We start from the raw sequence: 12215 nt of genomic DNA on the forward strand, positions 1-12215 counted from the left end.
GAGGGATAAATAGAAGATGTCGTTGCGCTGCGTTTCGTGCCTGACCGTGAACCCGGTAAGCAACCGGTTCTGCGGTAACTGTGGCGCCGCCTTCGGGCTCAGTGTGCAGGAGCCGTCCAATTTGCCCTCGCCGGTCTCTGAAATCCAGTGGGGTGCACTCAAGCACGCCACCATTGTTTTTGCAGACGTCGTCAGTTCCACCGAGCATGTGGCCGGCCTGGACCCCGAGCAGGCCATGGAGCAACTTCGGCCCGCCGTGCAGCGCATGTGCAATGCGGTGGAGCGTTTCGGCGGCACCGTCGTGCGCACGCTGGGTGACGGCATCATGGCCTTGTTCGGCGTGCCGCGCGCGCTGGAAGGTCACGCCAGCCTGGCCTGCGAGGCAGCGCTGGCGATGCAGGCGGCCTTCGAAGGGCCCGACTCGAGCCTGCGCATACGGGTCGGCCTGCATTCGGGCCAGGTTGCACTGGACCCCGAGGCGGTCGACGCCACCCGGGGTGGCGGTGTGCACGGCCACGCGATTCACCTGGCCAGCCGTGTGGTGGCCCTGGCCGAGCCCGGTGGCATCTGCATGACGGCCGATTGCCTGGCGCTGGTGCGTTCGGCCTGCGACGTCCGGCCCATGGGCAAACATCCGCTGCGGGGCATCATCGAGCCCGTCGAACTGCACGCCCTGTTGGGCATGAAAAACGACGTACAGAACCACAGTTTTCATGAAGCCGCGCTGTCGCTTTTTCGGGGACGGTCGCAAGAGCTGGCCGCGCTGCAGGACACGTTGCGCAACGCAGAGAACGGCGAAGGTTCCGTGATTGGTTTGTCAGGCGCGCCCGGCTCGGGCAAGAGCCGGCTCTGCCACGAATTTGCCCAGTGGTGCCATCTGCGCCACGTGCCCGTCTTCGAGGTCAGGACACAGCTCTACGGCCATGCCACGCCCTTGCAGCCGGTCCTTCAGTTGCTGCGTAGCTGTTTTTTCCAGATCGCGCCGACGCACGATGCCGCGGCCGCGCGGGAATGCATAGTGCGGGGGCTTGCAAAGCTGGGCGCCGTTTCTCCGGACGACCTCGCATTGCTCAGCGAGTTTCTCGGCGTGGCCGACGCGAACAGCCAGCCTTGCACTCTCAACCCCAAGGCACGGCGCGCCCGGCTGTTGGGTTTGTTGCACGAACTCGTGAAACAGGCCGGTGCCGCCACCTCCGTCATTGTTTTCGAAGATCTTCATTGGCTGGACGACGCCAGCGCGGAGTTTCTCTCGGCCTTGGTCGCCGCTGTCGCCGGAACCAGGACGCTGCTTCTGCTAAACTACCGGCCGGGCTACCAGGCGCCCTGGTGGACGATGCGCCATTTCCGCGCGATTCAGCTGGCGGACCTGAGTTTGTCCGATACGGAAGAGCTGGTGCGCGAGCGGCTCAGGCATTACCCCAGGTTGCTCGATTTTTTGCCGCTGATCGTGGAACGCTCCGCCGGGAATCCTTTTTTTGCCGAAGAACTGGCGCATTCCCTGATTGAAAAAAGTGCTGTACTGGCGGCTTCAAGCCAGAAAAAATCCGATATCGCCTCGCTGGCGCATGCCTTGCCGGCGACCGTGCAGGCCGTCATCGGCGAACGCATAGACCGGCTGGTGGTCACCCAGAGAACGCTGCTGCACGTCTGCGCCGTGATCGGCAAGGAAATTCCGCTGGCTGTGCTGCAGGACGTCGCCGTGTACCTGGTGAGCCAGCTGGAGAGCGGCCTGGACGGCTTGTGCGAGGCCGAGCTGCTGCAGTTGCTGCGCGAGATCGCCGGCGGGCGGCGTTTCGCCTTCCGCCACCCGCTCATCCAGGAGGTGGCCTACAGCACGCAGCTCAAGGCGCGGCGAGCCAACCTGCACGCCGCGGTCGCGATCGCCATGGAGGCGCACTACAGCGCGCAGCCCGGCGAATTTGCCGCGCTGATCGCCTACCACTACGAAGCAGCCGGGCAATTGCTTAACGCGGCGCAGCACGAGGCGCGCGCGGCGAAGTGGACCGGTTCCACGAACTCGGCGCAGGCCATCAAGCACTGGCGCAAGGTCTGGACCCTGCTGGACGGGCAGGAGCGGTCGCCGCAGGTCAACAGCCTGCGGGCCCTGGCCGGCGGGAGAATCGTCTACCTGGGCTGGCGAGAGGGCTTGAGTCCCGAAGAGGTCCAGAAGATCACCCAGGAAGCCATAGGGCATGCCAGCGAGGCCGACAGCCGGCTTGTTCAACTGCTGCTGTTCGCGCAGGGGCGGATTCTGCAGTCCGGCGGTGGCGCGGCTGATGATTATGTGGAGTGCGTCCTCAAGGCCTTGTCCCTCACACCGCCAGGCAGGGATGCCGGCCGGGTCGCGATGCTGAACGTGGCCCTGAGCCAGGCCTATGCCTGGGCGGGTCTGCTGGAGCAAGGCCTGGCGGCTAACGACGCCGCCATGCAGGGCGTCGCAAGCATCGACCAGTTTGACCGGGAATTCATCGACTTCAGCATTGAGCAGTGGGTGCTTGGCATTCGTGCGCGCCTGCTGATCCGCATGGGGCGCTTTGACGATGCGAAGGAATGCCTGCAAAAGATGCTGTCGGCCGACGAAGGACTGAACGATCCCGTGATCGGGCAAATCGCGCATCACCTGTCGGTCGAGCTCGCCTCCTGCTTTCAGAATGCCGCGCTGGCGCATGAGCATTCGACCAAAGTCTCCAAGATCGCCCAGGAGCATCGAAGCCCCTATTCAAGAGTGTTCGCGCTTTGGTGTAACGGCCTGGCCGAGGCGACCAGGGGCGACCTGGAGTCCGCGCACGAAAGCTACTCGCAGGCATTGGAGCTCATCATGGGGACTCGCGTTGGCGTGGAGTTCGAAACCGAGCTACGGGCCAGCCTGGCCGAGCGCCATTACAAGGCGGGTAATCTGGACGAGGCGTTGGTGATTGCGAAAGAGGCGGTCGCGCTTTCGCAGAAGCGAAGCAATCGCCTGACGGAATGCCGGGCGCTGATTGTCTGGGGAGGCGTGCTGCGCCAGGCAGCGGATGCGGGCGCGCTGGAAAGGGCCATGGGGCTTTTTAACCAGGCGGAGGAATTGATCAAGCTGACGGGCGCCAAAATGTACGAGCAGGCGCTGCTCAGTGAGCGGGGCCGGCTGGCCGAACTCATGGGTCGGTGACCGGCGCCTAAGCCAGGCGTGCCAGCAGCGTGAATTCACGCATTCCGTAGCCCTGAAGCACCTCAACCTGGGCGTGAAAGTTTTTCTCGCAATAGGACTGCCACACGCCGGGAGGGGTCCTGTAGAGCTCCGTCTGGGCCGTCTCTCCCTGGGCCAGCGGTGCGAGAAAATTCACCGCGAAACCTTTCCGGCTGGCGGCGCGCATGGCGGTCAAGGTCGTTTCGACGAAGTGGGTCCAGAGCGCCTCGCTCTGGTTCAGCTTCACGTTGAAGATGCCGCTGGCCAGCGAGTAGTCGGCCACGCGGGGGCTGGCATTGGCCACGAGAAATTCTGTCTGCGAACGCCTGCCCCACAGGCGGCGGGCCTCGTCGATCATTTGCGCCGACAGGTCCAGCCCCAGGTAGTCGACTTTCTTGCGCCGGTGCCGTTTTGCCAGGAATGCCAGCAAGGCCCCGTAGCCGCAGCCCAGGTCGTTGAGTGAGAACGATGCCTCCTGTCCGCACACACGCAGGAGCTGCACAAAGCGCAACTCCTGCGTCGGCTGGCAGGGCCAGGCCACCCCCAAAGGGGTGGCGCCGTGGGTCTTTATTTTCCGGGAGTAGTACTGCTCAACGTCCCGGTACAACTGCGCCAGGTGATCCCCGGTATGGAGGCTCCCGGTCATGGTGCGCAGCCGGCCCGCTTACTTCTTTTTGGCGGCGGGTTTTTTTGCCGCGGGCTTGGCGGCCGGCTTGGCGCCCGACTGCTTGACCGCCGAGATCGGCTGCATCGGGATGGAGATCGTCAGATAGTCCTGTTCCAGGTAGTGGATGGGCTGGCTCTTGTCGATGATCTTTACTTCCGTGTTGGCCTTGTCGCCTCGCATGTCATGGGAGGTGAAATAGACCGGCAAAGGGGTCTTGGAGGCCAGGTTCTTGATGAGCGCGTCCACGATGGCGGCGTCGCCGTCCAGGCCTTTTTTGTTGGAACCATGGCGGTACAGATTGCCCAGCAGGTTCTGCCAGAGGTTCTTGACCTCGTTGTTGCGGGCGCCCAGGTTCAGCGCGGCGCAGCTCATCTTGAACGAGCGTCCCTTCTTGAAGAGCTTGAACTCCTTTTGCAGGGCGACCATTTCCAGGATGCCGCCGAAATGCGATTCTTTGCCCTGCGAGGGCGCGAAGCGCAGGTTCAATTCATCCAGCATCGTTCCGATGTAGATGTCGTGTTCTTTCATGAAAAAGCCCATAAGTTTCTCCTGCTGTTTCGGTTAGTGGAATGAATGCGGTATTTTTGTAACTTTGCCACGGGCGTTGAACACCTCTTGTCAGGAGCCTTGTTTCCCCCGAAAACCGGTCATTTCGTGGATAAGGGAAAAACTCCTGTTTGGAAGGATATCGTAAGCGAAGTAACAAACTATTACGCCCTCTTTTTGTAGGAGGGATTACCCGGTAGGCAAAGGATTAGACCCGATCTGGCGCTTGTGAAAAAAAACCGCATCGAAGAGTGCCCTTGCACCGCGCTTTTCCGGGCCATTGCCGACAAAATAAGGGCCCTAGCTTCCTGAATCCCCCAGAACACAACAGCGAGAGTCCGGTATATGCCCTTGATCGTGGTGATTGATGATGACGCAGGCACGCGCATGCTGGTCACCCAGGTGCTCAAGAAGGAAGGCCATGAGGTCATGGAGGCCGATGACGGCGCCAAGGGCCTTGAGCTGATCCGCGAATTCAGGCCTGACGTGGTGGTCAGCGACATCCAGATGCCCCAGCTTGACGGCTTTGAGGTGCTCGACAGGGTGCGCAACGACGACGCGCTGGCCACCACTGCCGTGATTTTGCTGACCTCGCTGCAGGACCGCACCCACATGCGCCAGGGTATGACCACCGGCGCCGACGACTACCTGACCAAGCCCTTCGCCCCGCAGGAGCTGCGCGAGGCGGTCAACGCGCAGCTCAACAAGCTCACCCGGGCGGAGGCCATGCGCGCCCAGGTGGTGGACAAGGCCGTCCAGCTGGCGCTGGTGGAACAGGGCCAGAAGATCAGCGACCTCTACGAGCTGCGCATGGCGCAGTCGCTGAGCCAGCAGTGGCCCGAAACCGGCGCGGTGCAGGACAACGACAAATTCGCCAGCGCGACGGTGCTGTTCGCCGACATGCGCGACTACGGCCTGTGGACGCAGTGCCTGTCCGGCCCGGAACTCAGCGACGTCGTCAAGCGGCTCTACAGCAGCGTCGGCGACACCGTCTACCTGTTCGGCGCGCACTACATGCAGTTTGTCGGCGATGGCATGCTGTGCGTGTTTGTCGACGCCGCCGATACCCAGTCGGTCAACCACGGCCTGCGCGCCATTCGTGCCGCCCTGGGGCTGGCCGACGCCACCAAGCGCATAGACACCTATGTGCGCCAGCGCTTTCCGGAGCGGGGCCTGCCGAACTTCGCCCTGGGCGTGGCCCTGCACACCGGCCCCGTCGCCTTTGCGCGCCTGGACGGGCTGATAGGCCGCTCCGGCCAGACCACGCCCATAGGCGACACGGTGGCCGCCGCGCTCAGGCTGTTCCAGGGTCAGCCCCCGCTGGACTGGACCATCGCCGCCAGCGTGCAGGCCACGCGGCTGGTGACCGGCGCGGTGCGCACCGGCCGCCGCGCACTGGTGCAGATCGCCGGACGCGCCAAGCCGCTGGATACCGTGGAAATCGTGGGGCTGGCATGACCGCACCCCAGGTGGCGGCCGCGGCAGATAGCCTGCGCGGGCGCAGCTGGTCGTTGCGCGCGGTGCTGGTCACCAGCCTGCTGCTGTTTTCGCTGGTGCCGGCCGCCACCGTGGGCTGGTTTTTGTACCGCAGCAACCTGCAAAGCGTGCAGACACTGGCCGAAAAAACCGTGGACGGTGTGGCGCAGCGGGCGCAGATCAGCACCCAGGAGCACCTGGCGCAGGCCCACGTCGTGCTCAACGGCCTGGTCCAGGACCAGCCCGGCGAGGCCGGCGTGGCGCGCGCCCGCCAGCTAATCCAGAACCCCGCCCTGTTCGAGCAGACCGCCTTTGCCATGACCCGCATGACGCCCCAGGTGCCCCACATGGTCCTGGCCACCCATCGCGGTGAATACCTGGGCGTCGAGGCGCTTGCCTCGGGCGGCGGCCACGCCACGCAGGTAGCGGTGCGCAAGGAAGGCGGCCAAGGCCGCATCTTCTTTTCCGCCGAATATGCCGGCGACCGCCGGCAAAAAACCAGCACCGAGGCCGCGAACCATGAGCCCCGCACCCGCGCGTGGTACCAGGGAGCGATGGAGAACAAGGGCCGCAGCTTTACTGCCGTCGCTCCTTCGGAAGCCCACAACCAGCTGCTGATCACCCTGTCGCAGCCTGTTTACGGCGCGGACGGCGGCTCGCTGGGCGTCTTCGCTGTCGACCTGCACCTGGCGCGTCTCAAGGAACTGCTGCAGACCATGGTCTTCAGTGCCCACGGTACGGCTTTCCTGCTCGACGAGAACGGCTTGTTGGTCGCCAACTCCACCATAGACCCGCTGTTCTCCGCGGCGGAGGGCAAGCTTGAGCGCAGGCGACCGATGGACAGCCGCAATGCCATCGTTCGCAGCGCTTACAACGAAGTTGCTTCCAGCCTGGGCAGGACGCTGCCCGACAGCGTGCAGCGCGTGGCCTTTTTGCACCGTGTGCCCATGGAGGGTGACACCCTGATCGTGGTGCTCAAGCCTTTCGGAGAGAACCTGGGCTTGCGCTGGAGCCTGGTGGTGGCCGCCCCCGAGAGCGATTTCGCCGCTGCCAGCCAGGCGGCCTTGCGCAACACCCTGGCCGTGATGGCCTTCGCGCTGGTGCTGGGCGCGGGGCTGGCGACCTGGCTGGCCTACCGCCTGAGCCGGCGCTTCCGGGGCCTGAGCGTCGCCGCTGCCCAGTTGGCGCGCGCCGAGGTGCCGCAGGTGCAGCAAAACGCCCGCATCACCGAGGTGCGGCAGCTGTCGCAGGCCATGCACGACAGCGCCGAGGAAATCCTGCGCAACCGCGCGGCCATCGCCGCGCAGAACGTCGCCCTGCAGGACGCCAACGAGACGCTGGAGGCGCGGGTCGCCAGCCGCACTGCCGAGCTGGCCGCTTCCCGCGAGGAGGCGCTCGCCGCGGCGCGCGCCAAGGCTGCCTTCCTGGCCACCATGAGCCATGAGATTCGCACCCCGCTCAACGGCGTGGTCGGCATGACCACCTTGCTGGCCGACACGCCGCTGGACCCCGAGCAGCGCGACTACCTGCACACCATGCGCGTCTCCAGCGACCAGCTGCTGGGCGTGATCAACGACGTTCTGGATTTTTCCAAGATCGAGTCCGGCAAGCTGGACCTTGAAAACGAACCGCTGAACCTGCTGGCCACCATCGAGGAGGCCTGCGACATAGGCGCGCCGCGCGCGCGTGAAAAAGGCCTGGAGCTGCTGGTCGACATGGGCGACGAACTGCCCACTTGGGTGCGCGGCGACGTCACGCGGCTGCGCCAGGTGCTGCTGAACTTCGTCAACAACGCCGTCAAGTTCACCGAGCGAGGCCAGGTCATCGTTTCGGCCCATGTGCTGGAGGACGCCACGCCCGAGCGCGGCGGGCTGATCGAGTTTCGCGTCAAGGATTCCGGCATAGGCATTCCGCTGGACCGGCAGTCCGCGCTGTTCCAGTCTTTCACCCAGGTCGACACCAGCACCACCCGCAAATACGGCGGCACCGGCCTGGGCCTGGCCATCTGCAAACGCCTGGCCGGCCTGATGGGCGGCGGCGTCGGGCTGGAGTCCGCGCCCGGGCAAGGCTCCACCTTTTGGTTCACCGCGCGGCTGGGTTATGCCGATGCGCCGGAAATCGCCAAGCTGTCCTCGCTGCACATGGTCAGCCTGGCCGGCAAGCGCGCGGTGGTGGTGGACGACACCCCGGTCAACCTGCGCATCCTCGACAAGCAGCTCAGGCGCTGGGGCATGGAGCCCGCCCTGTTCGAGCGCGCCGGCGAAGCGCTGGACTGGCTGCGAAGCCAGCCGCCCGTGGACGTGGTGGTGACCGACATGCACATGCCCGAGATGGACGGCCAGACCTTTGCCCAGACCCTGCGCGAGCGCCATCCGGACACCCGCATCGTGCTGCTGACCTCCGGCACCATGCCCACCGGCGAGCAGGCCAAGGTGTTCGACGCGCGCCTGCTCAAGCCCTACCGGCAATCCCAGCTGTTCGAGGCCATCGCCCGCGTTACCTCGGCGCCGGAAGCGGCCAAGGCCGTGGCTGAAACCGGCAAGGCCGAATCGCGCAACCAGTTCATCCTGGTGGCTGACGACAACGCCGTGAACCTCAAGGTGGCCCTGGCCATGCTCGCCAAGCTGGGCTACGAGGCCGCCACCGCCCTCAACGGGCGCGAGGCGGCGGACCGGGTAGCTGCCTCGTTGCGTCCCGAGGGCGGCGTGAGCAGCCGCGACGGCCCGCGGCCCTATGCCGCCATCCTGATGGATGCCAACATGCCGGTGATGGACGGCTTTGCCGCCTCGCGCGAGATCATCGCGGCCCACGGCGCGGCCGCACCGCCCATCATCGCGCTGACGGCCTCGGTGCTGGAAGAAGACCGCCAGCGCTGCCTGGCGGCCGGCATGGTGGGTTTCCTGCCCAAGCCGCTGCGCATCGATGAGCTGTCGGAGGCGCTGGCCCGCTACGCCCGCAAGCCCGAGGATGCCGGCGCCGCCAGAATCATGGCGGCCGAAGCGGCATCCGCCCAGGGCCCGCAGCCGCAAGCCGGGGCACCCTCAGTGGTCCTGATGGACTGGAGCCGCCTGGAGCAGTTCAAGGAGTTCGACGACGAGGAGCGCAGCATGACACGCGAGGTGATCGCGCTGTTCGCCAGCGACGCGCCGAACCGCATGGACGACATACGCGCGGCGCTGGAGGCCTCGGACAGCGCCGAACTCTCGCGGGCCGCGCACGCCCTCAAGGGGGCTGCGTCCAATGTCGGAGCCGAGGCTCTCAGCGACGCCTGTTTTGTGCTCGAGCAGTCCTGCCTGCAGGGCCAGTGGCCGGCCGATGCGGGCCAGCAGGTCGCGCGGGTGTGCGAACTGGCCGAGCAGACCCGTCTCGCACTGAACGACTGGATGGCCAGCCCGGCCTAGGCCGCCTTCGGTGCGCGGGCCAGTTCTTTGTAGAAAGGCGTGAAGTCCGGCTCCGTCAGGCGCAGCAGCGCCTCAAAGCTGTCGATCACGAAGTATTGCTGCTGGAAGGTGTCGATCTTGTAGGTCGACGACATGCAGCGCAGCAGCTCGGCGTTGTCCCGCAGCGGGATGCGTTTGGGCTCGGGAGACTCCACGCTCCAGGCCAGCTCGCCCGGGCTGCTCAAAATGCCGGCGCCATAGGCGCTGACTTCATGGCTGCCGCTTTTGTCGCGCATCAGGCCGAACTCGATGGTGTACCAGTACAGGCGCGAGAGCATCTCGACCGCGCCGGGAATCGGCTCTGTCCCATGGGTGCCGTGCTCCAGCGCATGCGCCTTCAGCGCGCCCTTGCCGTAGGCCTGAATATGGTCGGCATAGCTCGGGTCGAACAGCAGCGGCACGTGGCCGAACAGGTCGTGGAAAATGTCGGGCTCGACGATGTAGTCGAACTCGGCCGGCGTGCGTATCCAGTCCGTCACCGGGAACTTGCGGTTCGCCAGCAACGTGAAAAACGGCACCTCCGGGATCAGCCCCGGCACGCCCACCAGCTGCCAGCCGGTGGCCTTGAAAAGGCGTTCGTTGATGTCCTCAAAGCGCGGGATCGCGTCGCTCGCGCCCAGGCTGGGCAGGGCCTTGATGAAGGCGCTGCAGGCCCGTCCGGCCAGCAGGGCCGACTGGCGCGTGTAGAGGCGCCGGTAGGTCTCGTGGTCCTGCGCGGTATAGGCCGCGTAATTTTGCGGGCAGGTGTAGTCCGCGTTGACCTGGCCGCCGCGCGCATAGTCGCCGCGCGGCGGCCGGTCGGACTGGCCGTACACCGCCGGCGGCGGGGTGCTGCTGCTTTTGCTGTCGGCTACTTCAGCCATTGGCTCTCCACACGCTGGTATTCACCGCTGGCGCGCGCCAGGTGCAGCCACTGGTCGACGTAGGCCTTGAAGGGCACGTCGCCGCGCGGCAGCAGGTAGGCCATTTCGCCGTACTGCAGCGGCTTGTCGGGGTTGATCGCGCACAGGCCCGGCTTGAGCCTTTGCTGGGTGATGGCCTCGGCCGATTCGGTGACGAACACATCGGCGCGATTGGCCAGGATTTCGTCAAAAATCGTCAGATTCTCGGGGTTGAGCCGCATCTGCGCCTGCTTGAAGTTGGCGCGGGCAAACCGCTCGTTGCTGCCGCCCGGGTTGAAGATCACGCGCGTCGTCGGCTTGTCGATGTCCGCCACCGTCTGGTACTTGGCCACGTCGGCGCAGCGCGCGATAGGCGTCTTGCCGTTGACCATATAGGGAGCGCTGAAAAAAGCCTTCTTCTGCCGCTCGGTGGTCACCGAAATGCCGCCCACGGCCAAGTCACATTTGCCGGCCGTCATGTCGGGCATCAGGTTGGACCAGCTGGTCTTGACCCATTCAGGCTTCACGCCCAGGCTGGCCGTCAGCGAGGCCATCAGGTCCACGTCTATGCCCTCGAAGCTGCCGTCCGGCTTCTGGAAGCTGAAGGGCTTGTAGTCGCCCGGCGTGCAGATGCGCAGCACCCCGGCTTTTTGCACGGCGTCCAGGCTGGACGCGGTCTGGGCCGAAGCGGCGCCGCAGGCGAGCAGCGATGCCGAAGCGAGGCCGAGCAGGGCCAGGGGGCGTTGCAGTTTCAGGCGAAGGGACATGGCAATCTCCGTAAGGGGTGGTCGATGGGAGCTTTATTGTGCCCCCGCTTTTCAGGCTGCCTTTGCGTTCGCCAGAACCCCGCGGCGCATCTGGTCCAGCTCTATGCTCTCGAACAGCGCCTTGAAATTGCCCTCGCCGAAGCCGTCGTCACCCTTGCGCTGGATGAATTCGAAGAAAATGGGGCCCAGCTGGTTTTCACTGAAGATCTGCAGCAGCAGCGCGCCCTTTTTGCCGTCCACCAGGATCTTGCGCTTCTTCAGGTCCGCCACGCTTTCGCCGTGGCCCGGAATGCGCTTGTCGACCAGCTCGTAATAAGTGTCTATGGTGTCCAGCAGCTTGACGCCGCTGGCGCGCAGCGCATCCACCGTGGCGAACAGGTCGTTGCTGCCCATGGCGATGTGCTGTATGCCCTCGCCCTGGTAGCGGTCCAGGTATTCCTGGATCTGGCCGGCCTTCTCATTGCCCTCTTCATTGATCGGGATGCGGATCTTGCCGCAGGGGCTGGTCATGGCCTTGCTTTTCACGCCGGTGACCTGGCCTTCGATGTCGAAGTAGCGGATCTCGCGGAAGTTGAAGAGCCGCTCGTAGAAGCCCGCCCATTCGTCCATGCGGCCGCGGTGCACGTTGTGCGTCAGGTGGTCGATATAGGTCAGGCCGTGGCCCGTCGGGTTCAGCGCATCGGCCTCGACGCCGGGCAGCGGCTCAAAGTCCACGTCGTAAAAGCCGATGTTGCCGATGTCGCCGGGCTGCGCGCCGTTCTTGCCACGCCATTTGTCGATGAAATAAATGATGGAGTCGCCTATGCCCTTGATGGCCGGGATGTTGAGCTCGCCCGGGCCCGCCGTGTGGGCATAACCCCAGGCGCCCAGCGAAATCGCGCGCTCATAGGCGAATTTGGCGTCCTTCACGCGAAAGGCGATGGCGCATACGCTGGGGCCGTGCTGGCGCGCAAAGCGCTGCGCGAAGGAATCGGGCTCGGCATTCAGGATGAAGTTGATGCCGCCCTGGCGGTACAGCGTCACGTTCTTGTGGCGATGTTTGGCAATCGGCTTGAAGCCCATGCGCACAAACAGCGCCGCCATGGCGACCGGGTCGGGGGCGGCGTATTCGATGAACTCGAAGCCGTCCGTGCCCATGGGGTTGTCCCAGGCCGCGCCTTGTTCAAAGTTCAGGGCGGTGTCGTCGCGTGCATTCATGCATGTCTCCAAAATGTGGGGGTATGCATGGACTTTAGCGGCGCCTCTCGTCAGTTTTACTGCGAAATAGGGCGT

General features: G+C 65.0%; 8 protein-coding genes. 3 read left to right on the plus strand and 5 right to left on the minus strand.

The annotated features are described in order from the left end of the window. Positions 1-121 precede the first annotated feature (121 nt). Positions 122-3148 (plus strand): ATP-binding protein, encoded by a 3027-nt coding sequence (locus ACEN8I_RS12950; RefSeq protein ID WP_413328880.1) that lies wholly within the window; start codon positions 122-124, stop codon positions 3146-3148. 7 nt (positions 3149-3155) lie between these two features. Here the strand turns inward: ACEN8I_RS12950 and ACEN8I_RS12955 are convergent, their stop codons facing one another. Beyond that, positions 3156-3812 (minus strand): class I SAM-dependent methyltransferase, encoded by a 657-nt coding sequence (locus ACEN8I_RS12955; protein WP_413328881.1) that lies wholly within the window; start codon positions 3810-3812, stop codon positions 3156-3158. 18 nt (positions 3813-3830) lie between these two features. After that, positions 3831-4361 carry a hypothetical protein gene (locus ACEN8I_RS12960; protein ID WP_413328883.1) on the minus strand — a complete coding sequence of 177 codons (531 nt, stop codon included), beginning with the start codon at positions 4359-4361 and terminating at the stop codon, positions 3831-3833. A gap of 363 nt (positions 4362-4724) precedes the next feature. Here ACEN8I_RS12960 and ACEN8I_RS12965 point away from each other — a divergent pair, with 363 nt between their 5' ends. Together ACEN8I_RS12965 and ACEN8I_RS12970 are read left to right on the plus strand one after the other, a co-directional pair. Beyond that, complete coding sequence (locus tag ACEN8I_RS12965; protein WP_413328884.1) at positions 4725-5837, plus strand: response regulator; 1113 nt, start codon at positions 4725-4727, stop codon at positions 5835-5837. Then, complete coding sequence (locus ACEN8I_RS12970; protein ID WP_413328886.1) at positions 5834-9256, plus strand: response regulator; 3423 nt, start codon at positions 5834-5836, stop codon at positions 9254-9256. The genes ACEN8I_RS12965 and ACEN8I_RS12970 overlap by 4 nt, the downstream gene beginning before the upstream one ends. Here ACEN8I_RS12970 and phhA read toward each other — a convergent pair. The 3 genes from phhA to hppD are packed head-to-tail and all read right to left on the minus strand — an operon-like array spanning position 9253 to position 12140. Next, positions 9253-10158 (minus strand): phenylalanine 4-monooxygenase, encoded by a 906-nt coding sequence (phhA, locus tag ACEN8I_RS12975; RefSeq protein ID WP_413328887.1) that lies wholly within the window; start codon positions 10156-10158, stop codon positions 9253-9255. The two genes, ACEN8I_RS12970 and phhA, sit on opposite strands and share 4 nt — an antisense overlap. After that, positions 10146-10943, minus strand: a complete 798-nt coding sequence (locus ACEN8I_RS12980; RefSeq protein WP_074579891.1) for a transporter substrate-binding domain-containing protein — start codon at positions 10941-10943, stop codon at positions 10146-10148. The genes phhA and ACEN8I_RS12980 overlap by 13 nt, the downstream gene beginning before the upstream one ends. A 51-nt stretch (positions 10944-10994) precedes the next feature. After that, complete coding sequence (gene hppD / locus ACEN8I_RS12985; RefSeq protein WP_413328888.1) at positions 10995-12140, minus strand: 4-hydroxyphenylpyruvate dioxygenase; 1146 nt, start codon at positions 12138-12140, stop codon at positions 10995-10997. Between the last annotated feature and the right edge of the window lie 75 nt (positions 12141-12215).

The sequence above is a fragment of the Polaromonas sp. CT11-55 genome, assembly GCF_047303325.1.
GTDB lineage: Bacteria > Pseudomonadota > Gammaproteobacteria > Burkholderiales > Burkholderiaceae_C > Polaromonas.